General features: G+C 64.7%; 29 protein-coding genes and 1 tRNA gene. 17 read left to right on the plus strand and 13 right to left on the minus strand.

What is annotated here, in order from left to right; all coding sequences use genetic code 11:
• Positions 1-127 precede the first annotated feature (127 nt).
• Positions 128-331: a hypothetical protein gene (locus ACIBJI_RS13150; protein ID WP_364339578.1), complete on the plus strand. Its 204-nt coding sequence runs from the start codon at positions 128-130 to the stop codon at positions 329-331.
• Here ACIBJI_RS13150 and ACIBJI_RS13155 read toward each other — a convergent pair.
• Positions 328-909, minus strand: a complete 582-nt coding sequence (locus tag ACIBJI_RS13155) for a DUF1772 domain-containing protein (protein ID WP_364339580.1) — start codon at positions 907-909, stop codon at positions 328-330. The two genes, ACIBJI_RS13150 and ACIBJI_RS13155, sit on opposite strands and share 4 nt — an antisense overlap.
• Before the next feature lie 9 nt (positions 910-918).
• Entirely contained in the window at positions 919-1,773 is an 855-nt protein-coding gene (locus ACIBJI_RS13160; protein WP_364339582.1) for an NAD(P)H-binding protein, read from the minus strand.
• A 354-nt stretch (positions 1,774-2,127) separates the two neighbouring features.
• Here ACIBJI_RS13160 and ACIBJI_RS13165 point away from each other — a divergent pair, with 354 nt between their 5' ends.
• Positions 2,128-2,397, plus strand: a complete 270-nt coding sequence (locus tag ACIBJI_RS13165) for a hypothetical protein (RefSeq protein WP_397084193.1) — start codon at positions 2,128-2,130, stop codon at positions 2,395-2,397.
• A 287-nt stretch (positions 2,398-2,684) separates the two neighbouring features.
• Here the strand turns inward: ACIBJI_RS13165 and ACIBJI_RS13170 are convergent, their stop codons facing one another.
• On the minus strand, positions 2,685-2,894 hold the full coding sequence (locus ACIBJI_RS13170) for a DUF397 domain-containing protein (protein ID WP_397084195.1): 210 nt from the start codon (positions 2,892-2,894) through the stop codon (positions 2,685-2,687).
• On the minus strand, positions 2,891-3,781 hold the full coding sequence (locus tag ACIBJI_RS13175; protein ID WP_364339586.1) for a helix-turn-helix transcriptional regulator: 891 nt from the start codon (positions 3,779-3,781) through the stop codon (positions 2,891-2,893). The genes ACIBJI_RS13170 and ACIBJI_RS13175 overlap by 4 nt, the downstream gene beginning before the upstream one ends.
• 325 nt (positions 3,782-4,106) lie before the next feature.
• Between ACIBJI_RS13175 and ACIBJI_RS13180 the strand changes: the two genes are divergently transcribed.
• The 3 genes from ACIBJI_RS13180 to ACIBJI_RS13190 are packed head-to-tail and all read left to right on the plus strand — an operon-like array spanning position 4,107 to position 5,140.
• The gene (locus tag ACIBJI_RS13180; protein ID WP_364339588.1) at positions 4,107-4,460 is read left to right on the plus strand and encodes a hypothetical protein; all 354 of its coding nucleotides are present in this window, start codon (positions 4,107-4,109) and stop codon (positions 4,458-4,460) included.
• The gene (locus ACIBJI_RS13185; protein WP_364339591.1) at positions 4,460-4,798 is read left to right on the plus strand and encodes a hypothetical protein; all 339 of its coding nucleotides are present in this window, start codon (positions 4,460-4,462) and stop codon (positions 4,796-4,798) included. Before ACIBJI_RS13180 ends, ACIBJI_RS13185 begins: the two co-directional genes overlap by 1 nt.
• A 6-nt stretch (positions 4,799-4,804) precedes the next feature.
• Complete coding sequence (locus tag ACIBJI_RS13190) at positions 4,805-5,140, plus strand: hypothetical protein (protein ID WP_364339593.1); 336 nt, start codon at positions 4,805-4,807, stop codon at positions 5,138-5,140.
• A 162-nt stretch (positions 5,141-5,302) separates the two neighbouring features.
• On the opposite strand, the gene ACIBJI_RS13195 is transcribed toward ACIBJI_RS13190, so the two are convergent.
• Both ACIBJI_RS13195 and ACIBJI_RS13200 read right to left on the minus strand, forming a co-directional pair.
• A complete protein-coding gene (locus ACIBJI_RS13195; RefSeq protein WP_397084198.1) occupies positions 5,303-6,046 on the minus strand; it encodes a glucose 1-dehydrogenase in 744 nt (247 codons plus the stop codon).
• A gap of 105 nt (positions 6,047-6,151) precedes the next feature.
• Positions 6,152-6,343 carry a hypothetical protein gene (locus ACIBJI_RS13200; RefSeq protein ID WP_364339597.1) on the minus strand — a complete coding sequence of 64 codons (192 nt, stop codon included), beginning with the start codon at positions 6,341-6,343 and terminating at the stop codon, positions 6,152-6,154.
• 326 nt (positions 6,344-6,669) lie between these two features.
• On the opposite strand from ACIBJI_RS13200, the gene ACIBJI_RS13205 reads away from it, so the two are divergent.
• Positions 6,670-7,635 (plus strand): alpha/beta fold hydrolase, encoded by a 966-nt coding sequence (locus ACIBJI_RS13205; RefSeq protein ID WP_397084200.1) that lies wholly within the window; start codon positions 6,670-6,672, stop codon positions 7,633-7,635.
• Here the strand turns inward: ACIBJI_RS13205 and ACIBJI_RS13210 are convergent.
• Positions 7,632-9,029 (minus strand): wax ester/triacylglycerol synthase family O-acyltransferase, encoded by a 1,398-nt coding sequence (locus ACIBJI_RS13210; RefSeq protein WP_397084202.1) that lies wholly within the window; start codon positions 9,027-9,029, stop codon positions 7,632-7,634. The genes ACIBJI_RS13205 and ACIBJI_RS13210 overlap by 4 nt on opposite strands.
• Before the next feature lie 226 nt (positions 9,030-9,255).
• Between ACIBJI_RS13210 and ACIBJI_RS13215 the strand changes: the two genes are divergently transcribed.
• Genes ACIBJI_RS13215 through ACIBJI_RS13225 form a run of 3 tightly spaced genes read left to right on the plus strand, consistent with a single transcriptional unit; the run spans position 9,256 to position 13,059 of the window.
• Complete coding sequence (locus ACIBJI_RS13215) at positions 9,256-10,158, plus strand: metal-dependent hydrolase (protein WP_364339603.1); 903 nt, start codon at positions 9,256-9,258, stop codon at positions 10,156-10,158.
• A gap of 11 nt (positions 10,159-10,169) precedes the next feature.
• A complete protein-coding gene (locus ACIBJI_RS13220; RefSeq protein ID WP_397084205.1) occupies positions 10,170-11,261 on the plus strand; it encodes a PDR/VanB family oxidoreductase in 1,092 nt (363 codons plus the stop codon).
• Positions 11,262-11,286: 25 nt separating this feature from the next.
• Positions 11,287-13,059, plus strand: a complete 1,773-nt coding sequence (locus ACIBJI_RS13225; protein WP_397084207.1) for an SDR family oxidoreductase — start codon at positions 11,287-11,289, stop codon at positions 13,057-13,059.
• Here the strand turns inward: ACIBJI_RS13225 and ACIBJI_RS13230 are convergent.
• Positions 13,052-13,567, minus strand: coding sequence for a hypothetical protein (locus ACIBJI_RS13230; RefSeq protein WP_364339609.1), 516 nt, complete (start codon positions 13,565-13,567; stop codon positions 13,052-13,054). The two genes, ACIBJI_RS13225 and ACIBJI_RS13230, sit on opposite strands and share 8 nt — an antisense overlap.
• A gap of 1,193 nt (positions 13,568-14,760) precedes the next feature.
• Between ACIBJI_RS13230 and ACIBJI_RS13235 the strand changes: the two genes are divergently transcribed.
• Together ACIBJI_RS13235 and ACIBJI_RS13240 are read left to right on the plus strand one after the other, a co-directional pair.
• Positions 14,761-15,759 carry a zinc-binding dehydrogenase gene (locus ACIBJI_RS13235; RefSeq protein WP_397084209.1) on the plus strand — a complete coding sequence of 333 codons (999 nt, stop codon included), beginning with the start codon at positions 14,761-14,763 and terminating at the stop codon, positions 15,757-15,759.
• A gap of 67 nt (positions 15,760-15,826) precedes the next feature.
• Complete coding sequence (locus ACIBJI_RS13240) at positions 15,827-15,976, plus strand: hypothetical protein (RefSeq protein WP_397084211.1); 150 nt, start codon at positions 15,827-15,829, stop codon at positions 15,974-15,976.
• Positions 15,977-15,978: 2 nt separating this feature from the next.
• On the opposite strand, the gene ACIBJI_RS13245 is transcribed toward ACIBJI_RS13240, so the two are convergent.
• On the minus strand, positions 15,979-16,410 hold the full coding sequence (locus ACIBJI_RS13245) for a nitroreductase family deazaflavin-dependent oxidoreductase (RefSeq protein ID WP_364339615.1): 432 nt from the start codon (positions 16,408-16,410) through the stop codon (positions 15,979-15,981).
• Positions 16,411-16,557: 147 nt separating this feature from the next.
• Between ACIBJI_RS13245 and ACIBJI_RS13250 the strand changes: the two genes are divergently transcribed.
• The 5 genes from ACIBJI_RS13250 (at position 16,558) to ACIBJI_RS13270 (ending at position 19,038) form a co-directional block, all read left to right on the plus strand.
• Positions 16,558-16,631 (plus strand) — tRNA-Ile (locus ACIBJI_RS13250).
• A gap of 97 nt (positions 16,632-16,728) precedes the next feature.
• Positions 16,729-17,268 (plus strand): tyrosine-type recombinase/integrase, encoded by a 540-nt coding sequence (locus tag ACIBJI_RS13255; RefSeq protein WP_397084213.1) that lies wholly within the window; start codon positions 16,729-16,731, stop codon positions 17,266-17,268.
• Positions 17,265-17,657 (plus strand): tyrosine-type recombinase/integrase, encoded by a 393-nt coding sequence (locus ACIBJI_RS13260; protein ID WP_397084255.1) that lies wholly within the window; start codon positions 17,265-17,267, stop codon positions 17,655-17,657. The genes ACIBJI_RS13255 and ACIBJI_RS13260 overlap by 4 nt, the downstream gene beginning before the upstream one ends.
• Positions 17,654-18,322: an HD domain-containing protein gene (locus ACIBJI_RS13265; protein WP_397084215.1), complete on the plus strand. Its 669-nt coding sequence runs from the start codon at positions 17,654-17,656 to the stop codon at positions 18,320-18,322. The genes ACIBJI_RS13260 and ACIBJI_RS13265 overlap by 4 nt, the downstream gene beginning before the upstream one ends.
• A 203-nt stretch (positions 18,323-18,525) precedes the next feature.
• Positions 18,526-19,038: an HAD family hydrolase gene (locus tag ACIBJI_RS13270; RefSeq protein WP_397084258.1), complete on the plus strand. Its 513-nt coding sequence runs from the start codon at positions 18,526-18,528 to the stop codon at positions 19,036-19,038.
• 534 nt (positions 19,039-19,572) lie between these two features.
• Here ACIBJI_RS13270 and ACIBJI_RS13275 read toward each other — a convergent pair.
• From ACIBJI_RS13275 to ACIBJI_RS13290, 4 genes are all read right to left on the minus strand, one after another.
• The gene (locus ACIBJI_RS13275) at positions 19,573-21,135 is read right to left on the minus strand and encodes an FAD-dependent monooxygenase (RefSeq protein ID WP_397084217.1); all 1,563 of its coding nucleotides are present in this window, start codon (positions 21,133-21,135) and stop codon (positions 19,573-19,575) included.
• Positions 21,117-21,593 (minus strand): MarR family winged helix-turn-helix transcriptional regulator, encoded by a 477-nt coding sequence (locus tag ACIBJI_RS13280; protein WP_397084219.1) that lies wholly within the window; start codon positions 21,591-21,593, stop codon positions 21,117-21,119. The genes ACIBJI_RS13275 and ACIBJI_RS13280 overlap by 19 nt, the downstream gene beginning before the upstream one ends.
• Before the next feature lie 136 nt (positions 21,594-21,729).
• Positions 21,730-22,527, minus strand: a complete 798-nt coding sequence (locus tag ACIBJI_RS13285; RefSeq protein WP_397084221.1) for an alpha/beta fold hydrolase — start codon at positions 22,525-22,527, stop codon at positions 21,730-21,732.
• Between the two features lie 47 nt (positions 22,528-22,574).
• On the minus strand, positions 22,575-22,955 hold the full coding sequence (locus ACIBJI_RS13290; protein WP_397084223.1) for a hypothetical protein: 381 nt from the start codon (positions 22,953-22,955) through the stop codon (positions 22,575-22,577).
• A 126-nt stretch (positions 22,956-23,081) separates the two neighbouring features.
• Between ACIBJI_RS13290 and ACIBJI_RS13295 the strand changes: the two genes are divergently transcribed.
• On the plus strand, positions 23,082-23,936 hold the full coding sequence (locus ACIBJI_RS13295; protein ID WP_397084225.1) for a MerR family transcriptional regulator: 855 nt from the start codon (positions 23,082-23,084) through the stop codon (positions 23,934-23,936).
• The last annotated feature ends 601 nt before the right edge of the window (positions 23,937-24,537 follow it).

Consider the following 24,537-nt stretch of genomic DNA (forward strand, 5'->3'; position numbering starts at 1 on the left):
GAGGCTGAACTGTCCATCCGTGGTGCCATCCGTAAGGCATCCCATTCACCTCGCGTGCAGGTCACCGCTAGCACCGCTGCCGACGTCCCCGGGCAATGATAATCGGCGGTGAGACACCAATGGGCGCATGGCAAATGGTGCACGGCGCGCCGGTCCCGCCGAACCATTCACCCCCGCCGATGCCCATCTCACGATGCAACTGCACCGCGATCACGACTGTGAGCGCAAGCATCCGGCTTTCGATGCGCTGGCGGCCGCCGTGTGGAATCGGCGCCGATTCCACACGGCGACAACAACTCTGGAGAGTACATTGATGAACCAACGCGGCTAAGGTTGCGTGATCCGCTGATCCGAGTGCAGCTGTGCAATCGAGCGACCTCGGCGATCACCTGCTGCCCGGCGCTGGAGCCGGATCGCGGTCTCCGATTCTGATGTTATCGGTGCTGGGAGTTTCCGAGCTGACGGTGCCGCTGCGCTCAAGGCTGCGAAGGCGAGAGTGGCGGCTACTGTGCGCACCGCATGCGAGAGCTGCCAATGGTCACGGATGTTCGCCCAGTCGTCGGGTGGTGTGGTGACGATCCAGTCGCGTTGGTCGGCATTGATCGGCAGGTTGACGATAATCGTCAGGATCAACACGCCCGCGAGCAGGGCGAACGCGGTGATCGGGAGCCAACGGGTCGAGCCTCGGTCGCGGAGACGAATCGCGATGATGAGGGCCGTGGCGATCAGAGCGGGTAGCAGGGTGACGGTGGCGAGGACGTCGAGCCATTCCAGTTCGATCTGCCGGACCTGGGTATAGACGGCGGCGCTGGCATCACGCATAGATAGTTCGAGGACGAGGACGGCGATCAGGAATCCGGCGAAGATACCGCTGAATATCTGGGCCGCAAAATGGGCGATTGTGCGCATGGCTGGCACTCAATTCTGGAAGGCGGCAGCGTTATCGGCGGCCCAGTCGGCGAAAGTTCTTGTGCGGCCGAGGATTTTCTCGACATCGTTGGTGACGGGTGCGGGCTGGCCGACGCCGTCGGCGTAGCGGGCCAGCAAGGAGTCGACGAAATCCTCCGGAAAGCCGCGCGCCACCATGCCCTGCCGCACCACGGAGGCGGGGACTTCTTCGTAGCGCAACGGCCTGCCGATGACCTCTCCGATGATCCGAACCATATCCGCATGGGTAAGTGATTGGGGTCCGGTCAATTCCACTCGTTGCCCCAGCAGATCGTCGGTCAGGAAGGCATGCGCCGCGACCGCCGCGATATCGCCTTCGTGTAGCGGACTCTCGGCGAATCCGGCGTAGGGTCCGCGCACCACATCACCCGCGCGAATCTGAGCATTCCAGCCGCTCTGCACGACATTGTTCGCAAAGCTGCTGGCGCGCAGACTCACCCACTCCATACCGCTGTCGACCACCGCCTGCTCGGCCTCCCTGTTCCGATCGCCGCGGAAGCGGGACGGCTGTGCGTCGAGCGGGTCGTCGATATTGATGGCCGAGAGGGCGACAAGCCGGCGCACGCCACACTTAGCAGCCAGTTCCGCGAACTCGAAGGCCGCGTCGCCGACGGCGCGTGGATGCAGGAATGCCGCGGACGCACCGCCGAGAGCATCGGCAAGCGTGTCCGGCCAGGCGGGATCCCCGGCCACCACCTCGACACCCGCGGGCAGCGTGGCATTTTCGGGCGACCGGGTGATAGCTCGTACTCGAACCCCCTGCGCGGCAATCAGTTCGACGAGCGGACGGCCGACTGCTCCGGTGGCCCCGGTGACAACGATCATGACATTCCCATCTCTTTGAGAATCGTATCATACGAATCTCATATTAGATTATCGCGCGAGTCCTGAGATATGACTTCCGTAACATCGAAATGTTGGCAACAAGCCGTTCAACGCGGCAGCGGACACCGCCACACGCAAGAGCATCGCCGCTGCGGTCGGCGGCAGAGGCGTGCTCGCCGGGTCCTACCGCTTGTTCGTGTGCCGTTTAGTTGCCCCGGGACCTGCGGGAAGGGTTATGGGGTTCGTATGGCGTTGTGTGCCTGCACTATTGGTGGCGGCGCTGTGGGAGCTTCGCAGGCGCAGTCTGGCGTCTGAGCCGATTCCGACGAGTGCAGCGCCAACACATTCGGGGGCATGGTGTCTGCCGACGATCGGTGGAAGCTCGAGATTGCCGAGAAGATCAGGCAGTCGATCCCTGTGCCTTCTTCAACGAGGACGCGATCTCCGCCCGATGTCGTCGCCCTCGGGCCCGAAACATCGGTGGGGGATTCCGAGATCAGTTTCTGGCAGAACGAGCAGAGAGTGCTCAGCTCGAACATCACTGTCGACCTTGATGGTCCGGGTCTCGCGCCGAGCGACCGGCAACGTAACGTCGGGATCAGTCTTCGAGGTCTGCCCAATTGAGTGCGATCGGGAACGGATATGGGAGTGTGATCTCCGGATGGACTTTCGGGGACCATTCACCAACCTGGGCGTACTGTCGTGGCCGCAGAGGTGTGACGCCATCGGGCAGGTCGCTGGGAGTTGCCAACACGTGCTGAAGCGTGACCTCGGCTCGGCGGTGTTCGCTACTCGCATGCCACTGAATCTGTTGTGCGGGAAGGCCTTCCGTCAACAACAGCAACGGCCCCGCGTCGACGTCATGGTTTCGTCGTGCGGGGCCGCTTTGTGGTGTTCGGTTTTTGCCCGGCTCAGGCAGGGAGGTTGAACTCACCGTCGGTGATGCCAGCTGTGAAGGCATCCCATTCGCCGGGCGTGAAGATCAGCGCCGGGCCGGTCGGGTTCTTCGAGTCGCGAACGCCGACGCTGCCCTCGTCGAGCCACGCGACCTCGACGCATTCGGTTTGACCGCTGCTGTGGCTGCTCTTGAACCAGTTCGCCCTGGACAGGTCGGTATTCACGCTGCATAACTCCTTGCTGCCCGCCTGAGCAGGTCACGCGATCTCGTTTCATCCAGGCATGCACTCCGGATGGCTGTAGCAAGCTCAGCATAACGCTGTACATCGTCGACATTCTCGAGGTAAAGGTCAGCCTTACCGGCACCTTCGAAATAGACCAGCGGTGGCTCCACGGTCTGGCCTTTGGTATCGGTGCCGAAGTCGAGGATCATGAACGGGCCGTGCAACAGTCCCTGCATGCACCCGCTCGTGAACGGGTGGATCCGAATTGAGACGTTCGGCAGTTTGCCGATTTCGGCTAGGTGTCGCAGCTGAGCGGCCATGATGCGAGGGTTGCCGACGACGCGGTGTAGAGCTGATTCGTGAAGTAACAGTTCGAGTTTCACTGGGTCGGACTTGCGGGTGAGGATGGCCTGCCGTTTCAGTCGCAGCTCTACGCGGCGGTCGATATCTTCCGGGCTGCTGTCGCGGTAGAAAGAGCTGATCAGCGCACGCGCGTAGTCGGCTGTCTGTAACAGCCCCGGGACGATCTCATGGTAGGCAATCAGCTGGCGCGCAGCGGCTTCGAGCCCGAGGTACATGTTGAATGTGGAATCGGTGTAGAGGCCGTCGAACGCCGTGTGCCAACTCTTTACCTGCGCCTGCTCAGCGAGTTTGAGCACGCGGCTGGTTTCGCCCTGTGGGACCCCGTACGTTTCGCACAGAGCTCGGATCTCGCGAACCTTGACCTTCGCCACTTGCGCGGTTTCGATGCGGTGTAGCCCGCTCTTGCTCAGCTCGGCCAGCCTCGCGGCCTTGTCGATGGATAGCCCTTGCCCCTCGCGGGTTTCGCGAAGGAAGCGTCCAAGCTGTCGCCGGGGCAGGGTCGAAGGATTATCTTCGCTGGTCAAAGTTCTTGCACCTCCTGCAGATCTGGGACGTTCGTGACTCGAATGTGGCACGCATTGTCGGTCTGATTCGGGATACGTCCTGGGGATTTGGGACGACTATGTTTGGGAGTCCCAGATAGCTCCTCTAAGCATAGCGTTCGTGGTGTGCTTGGCCCCGACGTTCGGATGACACCGCAGGTTGGCGCCCCGAGAACAGCGCCAATCCGCCGCAACCACAACAACTTCAGCTGTCCGCCTCGCGGCTCGAAGTTCCCGCGAGCGAATACCGCGATCGTTGTCGCCGGACGCCCGACACCCAGCCCACCGACCAGGTTCCGGGGGAGCCATGACACATACGCAAACCGCCAGCAGCGCCAAGCCGAAGGCCATCGGGTTCGTCCGCGATGACGTGTCCGGTCCGGATGCGCCACGCCACGCCATCGATATACAGCGGCATGCGAACACGCGCGGCTATCAGTACGTCTACACCGTTAGACCACCGGACGATATCGACGATCCGATCGGATATGCACTCGCGATGGCGGCCGGTCTCGAGGTCGAGGTGATCGTTGTCTTCGACCTCGAGCATGTCGGCTGTCGGCCCGCATCGGTCTGTGACGCGGGTTTCGATCTGGAAACCGTATGCCCGCAAGGTATCTGGATGCGCTCCAGGCCCGGCGTCGAACCGGGTGCGGCGTGATGACCGACGACACGATCCTCACCCCGCCCACCATCTGTGGCCGCGCTGAGGTGCAGTTGGCGCACCAGCAGATGCGGCGACACCGCGCGTGCCGGATCGAGCGTTGCGCGTGGAAGTGGGCGGCCTACTACACACTCGTGCGGCATGGCCGGATCGCGCCGCAGGCGTTGAGCCCGCGCGAGCGCGCCCACCGGCGCGGCATCGATTTCCCGGCCGAGACCATCGAGCGCTGCCTGCCCATCGGTACGCCCGGACTCCAGATGTTCCAGCAGGTCCTCGACGGGCTCACACAGCTAGCGCTACCGCCGACTCATCCGCGCGAGGATCGTGGGCGGTGAACAACCATGGGCGCGTGGCAAGTGGTGCATAGCGTGCTCGCGGTCATCGGGGGCGGCGCGTTCGCGATGGTCGGGGTGGCCTGCGTGTGGCCGGTCGACCGGCCGCGCCGCCACCGGCCCGCCGCGGGGCGCTGCCGCCTACGTCCGATCGAATGGCCGAAGGCATGGACATGCGGCCCGCCCGACCAACCGTTCACCCTGGCCGACGCCCATCTCGCGATGCAACTGCACCGCGACCACGACTGCGCCCGCAAGCACGCCGCGTTCGACGCGCTGGTGGCGGCCGGACGTATCCATCCCGATTCCGCACGCCGCCACAGACTGTGGGGGAGACCATGGTGAACACCGCATCCGGATGCGATTGCTACGCAGTGCGTTTCCTCGGGCCGCCCGTGCCGGATATCGACTGATCCGTGCCGAGCAGCCGCCGTACGGGTGGCGACTATTGGCCTTCGACGACGGTCGGCCGCGGGCTCATGCGCCCTGCCCGGCACGCAGTATCGATCAGGAGAACGTCTTGTGCGGAACTCCCACGGTCAGGCCACCGTCGATGACGAATTCAGCGCCTGTCGAATAGGACGATTCATCGCTGGCCAGATAGGTCACCAATGCCGACACCTCGGACGGATCGGCGGCGCGCCCCAGCGGGATCTGCAGGAAATCCTCCGGAATACCGTCGGTCATCGGGGTCCGGATCAGCCCGGGATGAATCGAATTCACCCGAATTCCGTACTGCGCCAACTCGAGTGCGGTCGATTTGGTGAGTCCGCGGACCGCGAATTTGGTGGCGGTGTACCCGTGCAGGCCGGGGCTGCCGCGCATCCCCTCGACCGAGGAAATATTGATGACCGAACCGCCGCCCGCCTCGATCATCGCGGGTGTGGCGGCCTGCGTGCCGAGGAAGGTGCCGGTCAGATTGATATCGATGATCCTTTGCCACTCGGACAATTCGAAGTCGACGAGCAGATTGCCATTGACGATCCCGGCATTGTTCACCAGGACATTCAGCGAACCGAAGCGCTGCACGGCCTCGGCGACCGCATCCTGCCACTGCTGCTTTTCGCGCACGTCGAGGTGGACATACGCGGCATTGTCGCCGATTTCCTCGGCCAGTGCCGCGCCCTCCTCGTCGAGGATGTCGCCGAGCACCACCCGCGCGTCCTCGGCCGCCAGTGCCCGCCCGTGCGCGGCGCCCATGCCCCGCGCCCCGCCACTGATCAGTGCCACCTTGCCGGTCAACCGCCCCATCGCGGCCTCCTCTCGATCCCGTCGACTAGTGAAACACGTTACAGATAATTCTCGATCGAATCTCGCCTCGGTATCGGCCAGTGGAACTCGGTACTACTGTTCGGTCTATGAGTGAACCGCCGTCTTCGGCATGGGATCGCTGCGCACCGTAGCGGGCACAGCTCTCGGCGTGAGCCGCTGGATCGAGGCCCCCAGGCCCGCATCGACGCCTTCGCTGAGCCAACCGAGGGTCGGCAGTGGATCCACATCGATACCGAGCGTGCCGCCACCGGCCTGTATGGCACCACGATCCTGCATGGCTACCCCACTCGCTGCTTCCGTCGCTGATGGCCGAGCTGATCACCCTCGAGGACGCCTCGGTACGCATCAACTACGGCCTGAACAAGGTGTGCTTCCCCGCGCCCGTGCCCGGCGGTTCCCGCGTCTGTGGCCGCCGCCCGGATCGTGAACGTCGACGAGGTTCCCGGCGGCCGGTAGATCGTCGACCAGGCGACCATCGAAGGCGAGGGTGGCGCTAAGTCCGCCTGCATCGCCGAATACATCGTCCGCGCCCGCGCCTGAACGGTCCCCTATGGCATCATCGATGTAGAACGTGTTCTAGTAAGACCGCGAGGAGGTCGACGATGACGAATCCGAATCCCGCGGTGGTCGCCATGCGGCGATTCTCCCGGCGTGCCGGGGTGCCCGATATCGCAGAGGTGCCCGGCGGGCGGCTCGTCGAGCTGCCGGGGCGTGGGCGCACCTACGTTGTCGATATTGCGGGCCCTGAGGGCGCACCGACCCTGATCCTGCTGCATGCCACCGCCTGCACGGGCTACCTGACATGGTTCCCCGCCCTCGCTGCGCTGGCCGAGCGTTACCGGGTGATCGTGTTCGATCAGCGCTGGCACGGCCGCGGCATCCGCTCGGAGCGGTTCTCGGTGCGCGACTGTGCCGACGATGTCGTCGCGGTGGCGGACGCGCTCGGCATCGAGCGGGCGATCCTGGCCGGATACTCCCTCGGCGGTGTCGTGGCATTGCTTGCCGCACACCGGCATTCGGATCGTGTGAGCGGCCTGGTGCTGTGCGCGACGCCGTATCGGTTCCAGGAGAAGTTGCGCGAGCGCGCTTTTCACCTGACCTTCGGTGCGTTGGCCGGAGCCATCGGCCCCTATTCGTACCGTCGTGCCGCGGAGTACGTGGGTCGGTTACCCGAATTGCCGGAGTACACCTGGGCTCCGGGAAAGCTGAATCGCTGGGCGCTCACCGAATTTCGCAGTAACAGTGGCTGGGCCATGGCGCAAGTCATCGCGGAGGTCGGCCGATTCGATGCGACCGCTTGGCTTTCCACGCTGCGGATGCCGACCGCCGTCGTGATCACGACGCGGGATCGTGCGATTCCGGTCTATCGGCAATTGGAGATGGCGACCATGATTCCCGATGCGAGCATTCATCTGGTCAAGGCCGGTCACGCATCCTGCGTGCTCGAGGCCGACCGCTTCGTGCCGGTACTGCTGGAGGCATGCGCCGCCGTTGCCGCACGGCAGCAAGAAACTTCGAATGCGGCCCTGTCCGGCGGCGATGGCGAACAGGGCAGCGGTGGACATTAGCCCAGATCGCGTGCCGCGGTCAGCAATTCATCGACAACGCCGGGGACCGCATCGGCGATCGCCTGCAGATCGGGCACCAGTTCCCGGCAGGCGATGAATCCGAAGTCCAGATCACCGTTGTTGGACAGCGCGGTGACGGTCAGTCCCGCGCCGTGGAAAACCGGTCCGAACGGATACATGCCCTCGACTCGATGACCGAGGAAATACAACGGCATCGGCGGGCCCGGCACATTCGACACCACCAGGTTGTGCACCACCGGATGAAGCTCGGCCAGTTTCAGCGACGAGTAGACGCGCGCGGCCAACTGAAAGGTATTCGGCGGAGCGTACTTCGACCAGTCCATCAGGAAATCCGCGCCGACGAATTCGTGTTCTTGTTTGGCGTCGCGGTTGGCCTCGGCCACGTGCCGCAGGCGTTCCACGGGGTCGGCGATGTCGGTGCCGAGCTGGGAGAACAGCGAGGAGACCTTATTGATGCCCGCGGTGTGGCGGGAGGTGTCGTGCACCGACACCGGCACCGAGGCGATCAGGGATTTGTCGGGCAGTTCGTCGTGCTTGTCGAGATAGGTGCGCAGCACGCCCGCCACGATGGTGAGGACGACATCGTTGACCTTCACATCGAAGGCGGTCTTGATCTCCTTGATCGCGTCGAGCTCGGTCTCGGCGCAGGCCACCACCCGATCCGGACTGATCGCGCCGTTGAACGGGGTGCGTGGTGCGGTCAACGGTAAGGCCATGCCCGCCTGATTATTTCGGCGTCGCTGAGCGAAACCGGCGAGCATGCCAAGGGTTTTCGGCAGCATGCCGACCAGGCCGAGCTTGTTCGGCAGGTTGAGCACCGCCTCCGCCGCCAGCCTCACGTCGCTGGGCTGGGGTTCGGGGTGCCAGTCCTCGGCCGGTTCGGGCTCGCTCATCCCGGGTTCCAGATCGCACAGATGCATCATCATGTTGGTGCCGGTGATGCCGTCCACGACGGCGTGGTGGTACTTGCAGATCACCGCCACTTTGTCGTCGGTGAGACTCTCCACCACGCTCATCTCCCACAGCGGACGGCTGCGATCCATCGGCACACTGGCGATCTCGCCGACCAGGTCCGCGAGTTCCCGGCGTTCCAATGGGCGCGGCGTTTCGATGCGTCGGACGTGATGGTCCAGATCGAAATCCGGGTCTTCCACCCAGACCGGATGGTCGAGATTGAACGGCACCTCGTGGATCCGCCGTCGCATCTGTGGGATCAGCGGCAGCCTGCGGCCGAGTTCTGCTTTGAATTCTTCGAAGGTGTACTGCGCGCCCCCTGCGGTGGGATCCAGGATCAGCAGTGCACATACATGCAGGTGCTGGGTCCCGGTCTCGAGGTACAGGAAGCTGGCATCCAATCCGGTTAGTCGCTCCATAGCCAAAGCCTACTAGAACGTGTTCTAGTTTACTGCCTGATCGCGGGGATCTCGGTCACAGTGGAGCGATCTATCGTCAAGCCGGCTTTCCGGTGCAATGGGCGCTGGCCGTCCATGTGTGTAACCGAGGGTTTCATATATGTGTATGATGATTGCTACAGCCATGAAGGAAGGTACGCAATGTCGCGGGATGGCTGAGACGCGGCGGTGAGATCAAGGAGTATCGATGAAGCTACTTCGTAGGGCACGTCGGCGGGTGGACGTCGATCCCGGTGAGGTCGCCCTCAACGCACGCAATGTGCGGTTCGACTGGGCGGATACTCCCTTGCATTGGATGCCCGCCGAACCCATCGCCTCGCATCTGATCAATGCGTTGAACCTGTTGCTGCCCGAGGGCGAGCGCATGTTCTGCGCCGCTTATTCCGAGGCGCTGCCCTACGTCAAGGACGAGAAACTGCGCGAGGCCATGCTCGGCTTCATCGGTCAGGAATCCATGCACGCCGAGACGCATGACAAGGTGCTGCACGAGGTGCTCGCCGCCAACGGCGTCGATCCGCAACCGTACGTGCGGCAGGCGGAATACCTGTTCCGCAAGTCACTCGGACCCAAGGATGTCATTGGTGTCGCGCAGCGGCAGGTCATGGTGGAGCGACTGGCGATCATCGCCTGCCTGGAACATTTCTTCGCCTACCTCGGCGATTGGGTGCTCAATGCCGATCTGGAAAAGTTCGGCGCCGATCCGCGCGTGGCCGACCTGTTCCGCTGGCACGGCGCCGAAGAGGTCGAGCACCGGCACGTCGCACACGATGTGGCCGTCTACTTCGGCGCGGGTTATGTGCGGCGGGCGGCCATCATGACGATCGTCTTCCCGATCTTCATCACGCTGGTGGTGCGCGGCACCAAGTTCATGGTGCACCAGGATCCCGCGCTGCCCGACCTCGGTTATCCGCGCCTGATCACGCGGGTTTTCGGTTCGATGTGGCGCGGTGCGCTGCCCGGTGTGCCCTCACTGCTGTGGAGTGCGCTGACGACGTTCAAGCCCGGCTACAATCCGCAGGCCGTCGGTTCGACTGCGCAGGCGGTAGCGTATCTGGCCAAATCGCCCGCAGCCCAGGCGGTTGCGTCTTGAACTGGCGACCGATGCCCGAGCAGCGGCCAGCCGACCTGTTCGGTAAGCGCGACCAGGATCGGGCGGTCCGGGTTCTCGATACGGTCGCCTCGGCGCGGCTGCGGTGGACCACGATCATCAACCGCCGCGATCTGTCTCCGCGCGCCGACGACCATCGGCTGCTGCTGGTGGTGACCGGTCGACGTATCGAGGCGCACGACCAGGATGTAGTGAGCCTGCGGCTGGAATCGCCGGATGCGCGCGAACTTCCGCCGTGGCGACCGGGTGCGCATCTCGATCTGGAGTTGCCGTCGGGGCGGTTGCGGCAGTATTCGCTGTGTGGTGATCCGGCCGATACCCGGGCGTATCGGATTGCGGTGCGCCGGATTCCGGACGGCGGCGGTGGTTCGGTGGAAGTGCACGACGAGCTGCCGGTCGGATCGCGCATTGTGGTTCGCGGTCCGCGCAATGCGTTCCCGTTCGCGGTTCCCGGACACGGATCACCCGCCGCCCGTTTGCATTTCATCGCAGGCGGGATCGGTATCACGCCAATTCTGCCGATGGCGCGCTTGGCGATGCGGCTCGGCATCGACTGGTCGATGGTGTACACCGGGCGCACTCGCGACACTCTTCCGTTTCTCGACGAGATCGCGGGATTCGGCGATCGGGTCACCGTGCGCACCGATGACGCACACGGATTGCCCGATGCCGCAACGCTGCTCGCAGGGATCACCCGCGATACCGCCGTGTACTGCTGCGGCCCGGTTCCGATGACGATTGTCATCGCCGATGTGGTGCGCGAAATGCCCGGCGTCGAACTGCATTCCGAGCGATTTTCGCCGCCGCCCATCGTCGACGGTATGCCATTCGAGCTCGAATTCGCCTCCACCGGTGAAGTTGTCGAGGTGCCCGCCGATAAGTCGGCGCTGGAGACGATTCTGCGGACTCGCCCGGATCGGCCGTATTCATGTCGCCAGGGCTTCTGCCGGACCTGCAAGGTGCGGGTGCTCTCCGGTGAACCGGAGCATCGCGAGAGCGTGCTCAGCGCGGCCGATCACGAGGCGGGGGAGATGCTCGTTTGCGTCTCGCGTGCGCGGGGTGGGCGATTGGTATTGGACCTGTGAGTAGGAACCTCGAGGAGTTACTTCAATGACGACGACCGACCTGGACTCGGCCGCGACGCGGCGAATCGTGCGCAGCGGCGAATTCGATATCGCCGTCTTCGAATACGGCGATCCGAGCGCGGAAACCATTGTGCTGGTGCATGGTTGGCCGGACACTCACTATCTCTGGAATGCGGTGGTGCCGCTGCTGACCGAGCGCTTCCACGTCGTCACCTACGACACCCGCGGCCACGGCGAGTCCACCCCCACCCGCCGCGCCCAAGACTTCCGCCTGGATGCGCTGGCCGGTGACTTCTTCGCCGTCGCCGACGCGGTGAGCCCGGATCAACCGGTGCACGTCCTCGCGCACGACTGGGGTTCGGTCCAGGTGTGGGAGGCGGTGTGCGAACCGCACGCGGCTGAGCGGGTCGCCTCGTTCACCTCGGTCTCCGGACCGAACCTGGATCATCTCGCGAAATGGGTGCGCGCCAGGCTGTCCCGGCCCACGCCGCGCAATCTGTGGCAGCCGCTCACCCAGGCGCTGTCGTCGGGCTACACGGTCTTCTCCATGACGCCCGGGCTCAGTCAGGTGTTCCGGGTTGTCGCGCACGAAAAGCGTTGGCAGCGCATCGTTTCGATCATGAACGACACCGCGCCGTCGAATATCGTTCTCGGCCCGACATTCCGTCGTGACGTTGTGGCGGGCCTGCTCATCTACCGTGCCAATATCCTGCCGCGGATGCTCGCCCCGCGCGAGCGCCGCACCGAGGTGCCGGTGCAGTTGATCGTCGCCGGCCGCGATGTCGCGGTGCGGCCCGCAGGCTATGACGATGCGCGCAAATGGGTTTCGCGGCTGTGGCGCCGCGATGTGCCCGCCGGACATTGGATGCCGTTCTCCCATCCCGAATTGCTCGCCACCGCGACCACCGAGCTCATCGACGCGGTCAACGGCGGTGTGGCGCCGCGCGGCCTGCGTCGTGCCGAAATCGGGCGCGGCCGAAAGCCGTTCGAGGATCAGCTCGTGGTGATCACCGGCGGCGGCAGCGGTATCGGTCGCGAGACGGGCCTGGCATTCGCCCGGCTCGGTGCGGAAATCGTGCTGTCGGACATCAATCTGGATGCGGCCAAGCAGACGCGCGAGCTGATCGCCGCCGAAGGCGGTGTGGCGCATGCCTATCAGCTCGATGTCTCCGACGAGGAAGCGGTGCACCTGCACGCAGTCGATGTTCTCGCCGCGCACGGTGTGCCCGACATTCTGATCAACAATGCCGGAATCGGCCAGGCCGGTGGGTTCTTGGATACGCCGTCGGCCGAGTTCGAGCGGGTCATGCGGATCAATCTCGGCGGCGTGGTCAACGGGTGCCGCGCCTTCGTTTCGGCGATGGCCGAGCGCGGACTCGGCGGGCATATCGTCAACCTGTCCAGCATGGCGGCCTATAGTCCGCAGCAGGGGTTCAGCGCATACTCCACCAGTAAGTCGGCGGTATTCATGTTCTCCGACTGCCTGCGTGCGGAACTGGCCGGGCGCGGCATTTCCGTGCACACCATCTGCCCCGGTATCGTGCACACCAATATCGTTGCCACGACAAGGTTTTCGGGGGTCAGCGCGGAGGAGGAGCAGCGCAAACAGGAGCGGTACGACAAGCTGTACCAGGCACGGCGTTACGGGCCGGAGAAGGTGGCGGCGCAGATCGTGCGTGCGGTCGAACGGAATCGCAGCATCGTGCCGGTCACCCCGGAGGCGCGGCTGCAGTACCAGTTCAACAAGTTCGCCCCGGCGGTGGTGCGGTTCTTCGCCGCGCGGGTGAAGCTCACCTGAGCGCCTGACGTGTGCCCGCGAGTTCGGCCTCGATGGCCGCAACTCGCTCGACACCGATGCCCCAGGGGTGTTCGACGCCTACCTTGCTGTCGAGATCCCAGAGCACGCACCGCTCGCCGGGCTTTGCGACCATCGACCACGCGACTACCGTGCGGCCGAGTTGTTCGCCCATGGATCCGTGCGAAACACCTTTCGTCGCAACGCCTTCCGGGAAGTGATGGAGAAACCGGCCGTATGCCGCGGCACAGAATGCGGCATACATCTGCGTGCACAGAATGAATCCGTGCCAGGCCTCGTCCACCGCATGGGAGGGCATGCCGATAACCTGACCGTCGCGCATGGCCGCGCCGCAACAGCGCAGCCACTGCCGCAGCCCGGTTTCCACCAGTTCCCGAGGCTGCCACGGGCTGGTTTTGAAAACCGCGTCCGGAAATTCGAGTGCGGCCACTACCCGGTCGACATCGCTCAGGTCGATTCGGCGGTCGGGACGGTTTCGTAAGAAAGCCACGATTCACTCTACGGCTAATGGGTGACTGTTCGGCGAGCCGTTGCTTTTCATGGGTTCAGTGTGCGGGAGAGGGCCTATACCATTTCGGAATGGCGGTTTTCTTCGTTGTACTCCTGGTCATCCTTGTGGTCGGCGGCGGCATTGCGGCATTGGTCGCGTATCTGATCACGCGGGCGACCCGCAGGCCGTTGCCGCCCGGGCGGGCGGGGTACGGGGGTTCCAGTGAATCACCGTGGGTTTATGGGGCCGCCGGGTTCGAGTCAGGAGCGGGGTTCGATCCGGGCAGTGGTGGAAGCCATGGGCATGGTCACCACGGACATGGACATGACCACGGCGGCAGCAGTTGTGGTGGCGGCGGAAGTAGCTGTGGGGGCGGTAGCAGCTGTGGTGGTGGGAGCAGTAGTAGTTGCGGCGGTGGCGGGAGTAGCTGTGGCGGCGGGTCCTGAATCCTGGCTCTGCTGTTGCTCTCGCTGATGGGCGGGATAGCCGGGTTGGTGCTGCTGGTGTCCTCCTGCCGAGTCGGACGCCGCGACGCGGGTTCGCTAGTTCTTCGTCGTGGGATGTGGGAGGTTCGGGCAGCAATGGCTCGGGCGGTTGCGGGGGAGGGCGATAGTGGTTGTGGCGGGGCAGTATCAGTGGCGGCGGCGTTGCGGCGGGGGCGGTATCAGTGGCGGCGGTGGTACCAACGGCCGGGGCGTTGTGGCGGTAGCAGCGCCGGCAGCAGCAGCGGGGTCGTAGCGCCGGCAGCGGTAGCGGGGTCGTAGCGCCGGCAGCGGTAGCGGCCGTATCAGCGGTAGCTGCAGAGGCGGTTGTGGTGGTGGCAGCAGCTGTCGTGGCATCGGTTCCTGACCCGCTGGTTCCACTGCATCGTGCTCCCCTTGGCTTCTAGTGCCTCGCCTTTGCTGCGCCACCCGCTCCGGCGGCTCGCCGAGCGTAGTGATTCGGCGGTCGAATGCGGCGTGGGTGACCGCCATTCGACTGCGTTCGACGGACCCTCCGAACCAGGGCGCGATACGGCAGAAGCTATCTGGACGCAGTGCGAGTGGGTGCCCGGCGGGCGTGTTGGGATCTGAGGTCGCTTCTATTCCAAGTTCTGCGCTGAGCGTAATCGCCGCCCTGGGCTTGACCTCAATCCTGCTTCAGGTTCCAGGCTGGTCCATGTCGGATCGAGTCAGGAATTGATGGAGGTTGTCATGCGCGCTGTGCACGCTGCGGAATTCGGTGGGCCCGAGGTTCTTTCGGTGCGTGAAGTGCCGGAGCCGGTTGCCGAGCCGGGACAGGTGGTCGTCGACGTCGCGGCCGCCGACGTCATGTTCCTCGATGTCCAGCTTCGAAGTGGTTGGGGCACCGAGTTTTTCCCGCTCGAACCGCCGTATGTGCCGGGTGGTGCGGTCGCCGGGGTAATCACCTCGGTCGGTCCGGACGTCGACCCGAGCTGGATCGGCAAACGCGTTGTCACCGACACCGCCGCCAGCGGCATCGGCGGCGGCCAGCCGATCGGCGGCTACGCGGAGCAGGCACTCGCCAAGGCCGAAACCCTGGTCACCGTACCCGAAGGACTGAGCATGTCGGCGGCGGTAGCACTCGCCCACGACGGCAAGACCGCGCTGGCCATCTTCGATCGAGCCGCGATCCAGCCCGGTGAATGGGTGCTCATCACCGCGGCGGGTGGGGGATTGGGCACCTTGCTGATTCAGCTGGCCCGCACGGCCGGAGCGAATGTAGTGGCCGCGGCACGTGGCAGCGCCAAGCTGGAGCTCGCGGCGCGTCTCGGCGCGAATGCTGTCATCGACTACTCCGAGTCCGACTGGTCGACGAAGGCGCGTGCCGCGACCGGTGGGCCCGGTGCGAACGTTGTATTGGACGGTGCGGGTGGCGAATTGGGTGCGGGCGCCATCGAAGCCGCAGTCGACGGCGGTCGCTTCATCGGATATGGCGCTGCCGCAGGACAATTCGCTGACTTCGATCGAGAAGCGGTGGCAGCACGCGGAATCAACGCGCTCGGACTGTTCGATCTGACCGGGAACGGCGATATCGATTGGCTCGCCCTGACCGCCCGTTCACTGGCCGAGGCAGCGGCTGGACGGCTGGAAGTCGTTATCGGCCAATCCTTCCCGCTCGAGCAGGCCGATCGCGCGCATGTGGCAATAGAATCGCGAACCGCCACAGGACGCACAGTTCTTACGGTCTGAACGGCCTTCCGTGACAACTTGTCTCACGTACGTGCAAGTAACCCCTTCGGGGCGCTAGGGTGCCCGCGTGGAAACGCTGATTGTCGTAGTCGTCGTCCTCGCAGTGCTCGGTCTCGTCGCTCTCAGCGTGCACTGGGCCAGCCGCCCGCCGCGCAGCGAGACCGGTTGGGACCGTGGTGATGTCGACGACGACTACGACGGTTGGGAAGCCGACTGAACTCACCCGACCGGAGTCAACACCACCACCGCGATCGGCCGCTTGGTCATCTTCTGGTACGCGCTGTAACGTCCCCGATTGACCTTGTCGACAATCGCCCAGCGCCGCGCATAATCTGGATCGTCGGGCAGCGTCGCCCGCGCGATCACCGCTATCTTGCGCCGGCCGACCTGAATCTCACACTCCGGCTTGGCCTTCACATTCGCCAACCACCCCGGTGGCCGCGGCGACCCACCATTCGACGCGGTCACCAAATAATCCGCCCCATCCCGCCCATACGTCAGCGCGGAAGTCCGCCCCTGCCCCGTCTTCCGCCCCACCGTCCGCAACAACAACGTCGGATTCCCGAACAGCACCCGATGCCCCACCACCCCACCACTGTTCTCATAAACCCACTGATGCACCTTCAGCACATTCGCAAACACACTAGCCACAGCCCACCCTCCAGCCTGTTCCCGGTTTACACCCCACCCTAACCACCCCCACCCTCCCCACCCGGTCACCACGCCACCCCTATCCGAGTGGTGCCCACCCCACCCCACCCGGTACCATCCCCAACGCTATCGATATCCACCACACAAGGGGCGGTAGCTCAGTCGGTTAGAGCCGTGGACTCATAATCCATTGGTCGCGGGTTCGAGCCCCGCCCGCCCCACAAACAGTCATCTACCAGCGGAAACGCTGAAATCTACAGTCGAGTTCGTCCAGAACAGCGCTTCGTCAGCAATGTATTTTGCGAGTAGGGTCCGGCCATGGGGCTGGATCTGGACGACATACGCGAGCTAGCGGAAGACTTCGCTACCGAGCTGCGCCGCAAGAACCGGAGCAAGCAGACGATCGACGGCTACCTCACGCGGATCCGGTACTTCGCCGACTACCTCCAGGCGCACGAACTGCCGACCGAGGCGCCGGACATCACTCGCGCCCACATCGGCGGCTACATCGAGGACCTGCTCACGCGGCCGAATCGGCGCACAGGTGAGCCGCTGTCGCCGGAATACGCGCGCGGCCAATACCGGTCGCTGCAACTGTTCTTCAAATACCTTGCGGCCGAGGACATCATCGACGCCAATCCGTTCGACAAGATGAGTCCGCCAGCGGTCCCTGAGCAGCAGGTGCCCGTTCCGAGCATGGATGCCGTGAAGGCACTGCACGCCGAGTGCGATGGTACCGATTTCAACGCGCGCCGCGACACCGCGATCATCCGGCTGTTCGCTGATACCGGGATGCGCTGTGGGGAACACCGCTCGAGGTGGACTCGCTGGACTTCAACGAGAACACCGTGCTGGTGATCGGCAAGGGCGGTCGACCACGGACGTGCCCGTTCGGCGACAAGACCCGGACGGCGCTACGGAGGTACCTCCGGGTTCGGGCGAAGCATTCCGGCGCAAAGAACGACAACCCAGCGCTCTGGCTTGGATACCGCGGCTCGATGTCCGACTCCGGCATACGGCAGATGCTCGAACGCCGTTGCGACGCCGCGGGTATCGAGCGACTCCACCCGCATCAACTGCGCCACTTCTTCGCCCACACCTGGCTCGACAGCGGAGGCCAGGAGCAAGACCTGATGATGCTCGCCGGATGGCGGTCCCGACAGATGCTCGGCAGATACGGCGCCGCCGTCGCGGACAGCCGGGCGAAGTCTGCGCACCGACGTGCGCGGCTAGGCGACAAACTGTGAGATTCCCGTACAACGAAGGGCGCGAGCTGGGTTTGACGCCGGGCCGTCGCCCTCAGAGCGGCTACGGTGACGACATGGCTGGAGAGCTACTGGAATGGGCCGAACGGACCGCGCAAGAACTGCTGAGCGACCTCCCCACCCGACTCGCGCATGTCGCGGGCGTCGCGCGTCGTGCTGAGCTTGTTGCAGGCTTGGTCGATGATGGCGACCTGCTTGTCGCCGCCGCTTGGCTGCACGATGTCGGTTATTCGCCGCAGTTGGTGCGCACAGGGTTTCATCCTGTTGACGGTGCGGAGTTTCTTCGGGACCAGGGGGCGCCGCCCCGGCTGTGCGCGCTCGTCGCAAATCACTCATGCGCACGAGTCGAGGCGCGGAACCGCAAGGTTCCCATGCCGTGGCCGGATGAGTGCGGTCCGCTTCGCGATGCCCTTTGGTGGGCTGACATGACCACCACGCCGACTGGCGATACCACCGATATTTCAAGCCGCCTCGCCGAAGTGTGCGAGCGCTATGGACCAGACCACATCGTCTCGCGTTCTGTAACCGAGGCTGCGCCGGAACTGTTGGCCGCAGGCGCGCGGACCATGGAGGCCGCCCATCGCTCCGGTAAATGGTCACCCGGCCGCTCGAGGACGGGGGCGGGCAGGACCATACGTCGGGATTGATGAGATCCTGGGAGTTCGAACTCGATGGAAGGAACGGGTAGAGACGTGATCGGTGCTGTGGTCTTCGATGTGGGCGAAACGCTGGTCGACGAGACCCGGGAATATGGAACTTGGGCTGACTGGTTGGGGTGCCGCGGCACACGTTCGCTGCAGTTTTCGGTGCCGTCATTGCGTCCGGCCTCGACTACCGCGAGACCTTCCAGGTGTTTCGGCCTGGGTTCGATCTCGACCTCGAGCGGCAGGCTCGGGCTGATGCTGGCCAGCCCGAGTGGTTCGGAGAAGACGACCTGTATCCCGACGTGAGGCCTGCACTGTCGAAGCTCCGCGAGATGGGCGTGTGGGTCGGAGTCGTCGGTAATCAGACAGTCCGCGCCGGAGGTCTGCTGCGCGGGCTGGATCTGCCGACCGATTTCATTGCCACGTCAGATGATTGGGGAATCCAGAAGCCTGCCCCCGAGTTCTTCCACAAGGTAGTCGAGGCGGCGGGCTGCGCCGCGGCTGAAATTGTCTATGTGGGGGATCGGATTGACAACGACGTAGCACCAGCAAAGCGAGTCGGGATGCGGACTGCATATATACAGCGCGGTCCGTGGGGTGGATCCATCGCGAAACAGAAGAGGTCACGGAACTCTCCGATTGGAGAATTCGTGACCTCAACGAGCTGCCAGGGATTGTCGGCGTTGAGAACGCGGCGACCTAGCTCTGCTGCCTCATGAGGTGGTTCGTTTCCGCCAGCCGTGGTGGTAACTCGTCGGTCGCGTGCACGAGCCAGCGTATGAACGCAACCACGTTCGCGTTTGGGCTCGAACCGACCTGAACGACTGCGGCTTTCGTTCGTTGTAGACCGCGAGTCCGGCCGGACGGTCATGACCGCCCCGACCAACTCCCGCGATGAGACTCCGAACAGCTCGCGCTCGATCTCCCCATAGAGCCAACCGCACGAGAAACCGTGGCATTTGCCCCCTCTTTGGAACCACCACGTTGCTAGTCATGGGACCACCGAAGGCAGGTGATCCGCCGCGGGAACATATTCCAGATTTGCCGCGCGGTCTGATCATGGCTGCTGCGGCCGAACATCCCATAATGCCGAATATCGTGCGTCGCCGCGCGGGTGCCAATCGGACGACCGGCTTGTTGGACACCGAAGTTTTCGAAGCGCTCACTGACTCCCGGACACCCGTCGAGCGCGCAAGTCACACCTGAGCTTGTGCCAATCTGAGGAAACTGGCCCGCACCCGACCATTCTCGGCCTAGCGGGCCTCACAGTGCCGGTGCCAGGCGTCGTCCACGGCTGCGCGCAGGTCGTCGGTGCTGGCGGGAACGGTTGTGCGCCAGGCGATAACGCCGTCTGGGCGGATCAGTGCACCTACCCGATAGGCGGCGGTGAAGCGAGCGCGGTGGGCCATCGCGACGTTGTCGAGGAGGATTGTGCGGTCGGTGATTCCGGCCACCGGCCCAGGTGGCGGGTGATGAGTGTCATGGATGAAGGTGAAGCTGGTGGGATCCAGCAGAGCGAGCAGGCTCCCGCCGTCACACAGTGCGATGTGTGGTGCCCGGGTGCCCGGATCGCCGCTGGGCGTCGCGGGGTTTTCGACCAGCGCGTCCGGGGCGATGTCCGGTGAGCCGTTCTGCGGGTATCGGAAGCCGAGTGTCAAAGTGGCGGTATCGATCTGGCCCGGCGGATCGGGGTGGCCGGGCACCTTCCCGGCGCGCAGCACGGCTTGGGCGATGGTCAGAGCGCCGAGGGGCCGCCGCTCCCGTTCGTAGGTGTCCAGGAGGCAGGCGGGCGCGTCGCCACGGCACACCGCCGCGAGCTTCCAGGCCAGGTTGTGCGCGTCCTGCACGGCGGTGTTACCGCCGAGGCCGCCGTATTGCGGCATGGTGTGCGCTGCGTCGCCTAGCAGCAAAACGCGGCCGTCGCGGTAGCGATCGGCGAGGTAGGCACCGGCGGTCCAGGTGAGGACGTCCTCGATCTCGGGTCGTAGTTCGTCGAGACCCGTTGCGGCGCGGAGAATCGTCGTCAGCCGTCGTCGTAGCGTCGCCGTGTCGTCCGGATCCCAATCGGGGCGGAGGTAGGTGCCGAGCTGCCAGCGCCGCTGGTCGGCGTCGCCGCGCGCGAACAGGAACGATTCCGCGCTCCGGAGGAAGATGGCGTCCGCGCGGCGTCCGCGTAGCGCGGGTTCGAGGTCGGCGCGAAACAGCGCGCTCACGGCGGTGCCGGGCACGGGCTCGCCACGCCACCCGATGCCGCGCAGGCCACGTATCGAACTGCGCGCACCATCGGCCGCGACGACGTAGCGGGCACGAACGCGCCGAGACGTGCCGTCAGGCCGAACCAGCCGCGCGGTGACGGCGTCCCTCGTCTCGACGAGATCGGCGACGGTTGTCTCGAACGAGACCCTCGCGCCGAGTTCGACAGCGCGGCGATACAGGATCGGCTCCAGACGCTGCTGGTCGCACGAATACTGTTGCACCGGAGCGAGATCGGTGGCTTCCGAGGTGGGCTCCGCAGGCGGAATCCACGCCGTGTGCTCATCCACCAGGCGCTCGGCGACCGCGAACCCACCTTGCTCCTCACCGGCCGCGCGCACCTGCTCGAGCACACCCAGCGCCGTGTAGAGCTCCATGGAACGGGCGTTGACCAGCCGAGCTTTGGGATGCAGCGCCGTCCCGGGGTGCCGTTCAGCCACCAGCACCTGGGTGCCGTGCAGGGCCGCGAACGCGCCGACAGCCAGACCGGCGAGCCCGGCGCCGACGACGAGTACCTCCGTGTCGCAAAAGTTCTCGTCACCGTTCATGTCGCTGTCCGCCATGGCTTGGGTCCCGCGGGCCGCCGCACCCGGGTCACCCGAGCGTCCGCTGACAACGACCGGACGAGCCGCTCCAGATGGGTGGTGAACTCGGTGATCTCGGTCGGTGTCCAACTGTCCAGATGCGCGCTGAAACTTTCGGTGAGCTCCGCGCGGAACCGGGCACGAGCCTCGGTCCCGGCGTCGGTCACTTCCACGCTGTATGACCGGCCGTCAGTGCGTGAACCCACTTGCCGGATGAGACCGGCCGAAATCAACTGTCCCACTGCGCGACTGATCGACTGAGCCGGAACTCTCAGCTCGGCCGCCGCGTCCGACGGACGGACCGCGCCCTGCGCCGCCAAATTCAACAGGCCCAACGCGACCTGTCCGTACGGCCCTGCCGCGGCGGCACGGCGCTGCAGGCGCGTAACAGTGTCCAGTGCTCGGATGATCCGCCACACCGAATCAGTTACTTCCATCCATTAACTATATTGATCCTGACGAGGGATGACCAGAAGCTGTGCGGGCAGCGTCGGTCCGGCGCCGCGGGCCGTGGGTGGACGCGCAATCATGCCGAGGAGCGAGTATTCGCCACCTGCGCGGTCGGGCACCGCGTCAGGACCGATGGAATGCGAGCAGGTCGTTGTTGAGCTGTTCGCGGTGGGACAGATGCAGCATGTGGGAGGCGTTCTCGTAGATCATGAGTGTGCTGTCGGGGATCAGTTCGGCCGAGCGTTGCCCGCAGGTCGGTAATGGTGCGAAGGAATCGTGGTCGCCATGCACGATGAGTGTTGGCATGGTGATGCGGCTGGCCTCGCCTCGGAAGTCGGCGACCAAATTGACTCGGCTGCATTCCACTGCGGCATGTAGTGAAACCTGCATCCAGTCTCGGATGGTGGCGTCCTTCTCGGATTGTGGAATGTGACAACCGGGCAGACCGTCACCGAAGGATAGTGCGGCGTTGTCGGCGACCCACTGTCCGTAGCCGGTGCGGAGCTGGTTGAGCAGTTCGGCCGCATGCATCGGATCGACATCGAGATGGGGTGCGGTTGCACCGACCAGCGCGATCCGCGAAATCCGACGCGCCCCGTGACGGCTCAAATACCGGATCACCTCCCCGCCGCCCATCGAATGTCCGACCAGTGTGACGTCATTGAGGTCGAGCCGGTCGAGTAGCGCGGCCAGATCATCGGCGAGAGTGTCGAAGTCGTATCCGGTCCCGGGGTCGTCGGATCGTCCGTGACCACGCCGGTCGTAGGCGACGGCGCGGTAGCCGTATCCGGTGAGGTGCAGCATCTGATGCCGCCACATATCGCTGCTCATCAGCATGCTGTGCACGAAAACGATAGGTTGACCGACACCGTAGTCCCGGTAGAAGAGGTCGATCCCATCCGGTGCTGGGAGGTAGGGCATTGTGGGCTTCCTTGTCTCTGGAAATCTCGTGACGTGGAACCGGCAAGTTATCGGTCGGCCAGCGGCTGAATGGTCAGCTGGTAGTCCTCCCGGATCCGGCCCTCGGCATCGAGGATCAGGAACACCCGTGCGGCCCAGGCGATCTCGCCGACAGTGGAAGTAATCAGCCGAATGGTGAACGAGACGGCGTCGCCGTGGCGGCGGAGATCACCGGCATGGGCTGCGCGGTAGGTGTCGCTGCCGACGAATTCGGTGTGGGCGTGCGCGATTCGGGCGACGAGCTCGTCGAGTCCATCGAAGCGGGCGCCCTCGACATACTCCACACCGTCGTGGGCCCAGAGCTCGGCAACGGCCCGGCGGCGCAGCTGGGCGTCGGATTCGTTCCAGACCGCCGTGTAGCGGTCGGCGACAGTCGTGATGTTCGTCATGGCGGCAGTGTCCTTTCCGCGGTCCCGATGGGCCGCTGTCACCACGTTCGGTGTTACCGCAGCCGCAGAGTCAACTCGAATACCGTGAAAGACCCTCCCCCAAGGGGAGACCGCACAATGACGATCATGACCGCGTACATGTCCATCGGTGACTTCTCCCGCGCCACTCATCTGACGGTCAAAACGCTGCGCCACTATCACCGGATCGGACTCCTGACCCCCGCCGACATCGATCCACACACCGGATACCGCCGCTACGCGAGCGAGCAACTGGCCATCGCGCAGGTCGTGCGACGCCTCCGAAACCTCGACATGCCGCTGGAACAGATCCAGGCCGTGGTGGCGACCCCCGATCCACACACACGCAACGAGCGAATCGTGGCACACCTGGACCGCCTGCAGAAGCAACTCGGCCGAACCCAACGTGCCGTCGATCAGCTGCGTGATCTATTGACGCACAACACATCCGACGACAGCGCCGTCGAGTTGCGCGCCGTTCCCGCCATCGCAGCGGCCGCGATCACCGAGGTCGTCGACGCCACCGACAGCGTCACCTGGCTGCAAGGCGCGCTCGGCGAACTGTATGCGACCCTCATCGCCCAACACCTGCCCCCGACCGGTCCGGCCGGCGGGATCTACGCCGACGAGATATTCACCGACCACCGCGGCCGGACGACCATCTTCGTGCCCTGCACCGGCACCGTCCACCCCGTGGGACGTGTCCATCCGACCACGGTCCCCGCCGCTGAGCTGGCGATCATGACCCACTACGGCTCCCCGGACAGCGTCGATCGCACCTACGGCGCCCTCGCCACCTACGTCGCCCGCCACGCCCTCGGTGTTCCCGGCCCCGTCCGCGAGTACTACCTCACCGGCCAGCGCGACACCCCCGACCCTGCCCAGTGGCGCACCGAAATCGCCTGGCCGATCTTCCTCACCAACACCCCAATCCCCAATAGGATTCGGAATCAACCTCACTGAACAGCGCATGAACCAACGCGGGCAGCGCGTCGACCCGGCGCAGCCGTACACACCGCACTCCGCATGACGGGACATCCGGTAATGCCGCTTCCCGCGCTGACCGAATCGGCCAGCGCGAAGGGGCGGAAGATCAACGCGCAGAGGGCTTCCGGCATCAAGCAGACATACGCACATGCCGAATGAGGACGTTTCGGGTTCGCATGAAGGACGGCTCGTCGTGAGATGCGTCCGGAGCGTCGTGCCGCCCGCGCCCGTCGAGAACCCACCGGTCGATCAGAATCGGCGGGCCAGGGCCGGCGACCGTCGCGGAGGACCGCGATATGGGTGACGCGGAACCGACCGCCTGCCGGTGGCACGACCTCGGCCTCGTGGGCGCTGACTAGGAACGGTTCGGATCGACCGATGTGCAACATGGACATGTTGAGCTCGTTCCCTCCTAGGCAATGACGAAAAGCACAGTGTGCGTGCGGTATCGGGTGGACCTGTGATGCCGGAGGTCAGGAGGTGGCCATCTCTTCTCGGCGGGCTGTGATGGCCTGGTGCACGGTGAGGAAGAACAGCACGAATCCGATCGTCAGCAGGATGTGACCGCCGCCGGCCA

It is taken from the genome of Nocardia sp. NPDC050408, from assembly GCF_044458905.1.
GTDB lineage: Bacteria > Actinomycetota > Actinomycetes > Mycobacteriales > Mycobacteriaceae > Nocardia.

Coding starts and splice junctions, on each gene's coding strand:
- ACIBJI_RS13150 (WP_364339578.1), top strand. CDS start 128: ATGGCAAATGGTGCACGGCGCGCCGGTCCCGCCGAACCATTCACCCCC.
- ACIBJI_RS13155 (WP_364339580.1), bottom strand. CDS start 909: ATGCGCACAATCGCCCATTTTGCGGCCCAGATATTCAGCGGTATCTTC.
- ACIBJI_RS13160 (WP_364339582.1), bottom strand. CDS start 1,773: ATGATCGTTGTCACCGGGGCCACCGGAGCAGTCGGCCGTCCGCTCGTC.
- ACIBJI_RS13165 (WP_397084193.1), top strand. CDS start 2,128: ATGGTGTCTGCCGACGATCGGTGGAAGCTCGAGATTGCCGAGAAGATC.
- ACIBJI_RS13180 (WP_364339588.1), top strand. CDS start 4,107: ATGACACATACGCAAACCGCCAGCAGCGCCAAGCCGAAGGCCATCGGG.
- ACIBJI_RS13185 (WP_364339591.1), top strand. CDS start 4,460: ATGACCGACGACACGATCCTCACCCCGCCCACCATCTGTGGCCGCGCT.
- ACIBJI_RS13190 (WP_364339593.1), top strand. CDS start 4,805: ATGGGCGCGTGGCAAGTGGTGCATAGCGTGCTCGCGGTCATCGGGGGC.
- ACIBJI_RS13195 (WP_397084198.1), bottom strand. CDS start 6,046: ATGGGGCGGTTGACCGGCAAGGTGGCACTGATCAGTGGCGGGGCGCGG.
- ACIBJI_RS13200 (WP_364339597.1), bottom strand. CDS start 6,343: ATGCAGGATCGTGGTGCCATACAGGCCGGTGGCGGCACGCTCGGTATC.
- ACIBJI_RS13205 (WP_397084200.1), top strand. CDS start 6,670: ATGACGAATCCGAATCCCGCGGTGGTCGCCATGCGGCGATTCTCCCGG.
- ACIBJI_RS13210 (WP_397084202.1), bottom strand. CDS start 9,029: ATGGAGCGACTAACCGGATTGGATGCCAGCTTCCTGTACCTCGAGACC.
- ACIBJI_RS13215 (WP_364339603.1), top strand. CDS start 9,256: ATGAAGCTACTTCGTAGGGCACGTCGGCGGGTGGACGTCGATCCCGGT.
- ACIBJI_RS13220 (WP_397084205.1), top strand. CDS start 10,170: ATGCCCGAGCAGCGGCCAGCCGACCTGTTCGGTAAGCGCGACCAGGAT.
- ACIBJI_RS13225 (WP_397084207.1), top strand. CDS start 11,287: ATGACGACGACCGACCTGGACTCGGCCGCGACGCGGCGAATCGTGCGC.
- ACIBJI_RS13235 (WP_397084209.1), top strand. CDS start 14,761: ATGCGCGCTGTGCACGCTGCGGAATTCGGTGGGCCCGAGGTTCTTTCG.
- ACIBJI_RS13255 (WP_397084213.1), top strand. CDS start 16,729: ATGGGGCTGGATCTGGACGACATACGCGAGCTAGCGGAAGACTTCGCT.
- ACIBJI_RS13275 (WP_397084217.1), bottom strand. CDS start 21,135: ATGGCGGACAGCGACATGAACGGTGACGAGAACTTTTGCGACACGGAG.
- ACIBJI_RS13280 (WP_397084219.1), bottom strand. CDS start 21,593: ATGGAAGTAACTGATTCGGTGTGGCGGATCATCCGAGCACTGGACACT.
- ACIBJI_RS13285 (WP_397084221.1), bottom strand. CDS start 22,527: ATGCCCTACCTCCCAGCACCGGATGGGATCGACCTCTTCTACCGGGAC.
- ACIBJI_RS13290 (WP_397084223.1), bottom strand. CDS start 22,955: ATGACGAACATCACGACTGTCGCCGACCGCTACACGGCGGTCTGGAAC.
- ACIBJI_RS13295 (WP_397084225.1), top strand. CDS start 23,082: ATGACCGCGTACATGTCCATCGGTGACTTCTCCCGCGCCACTCATCTG.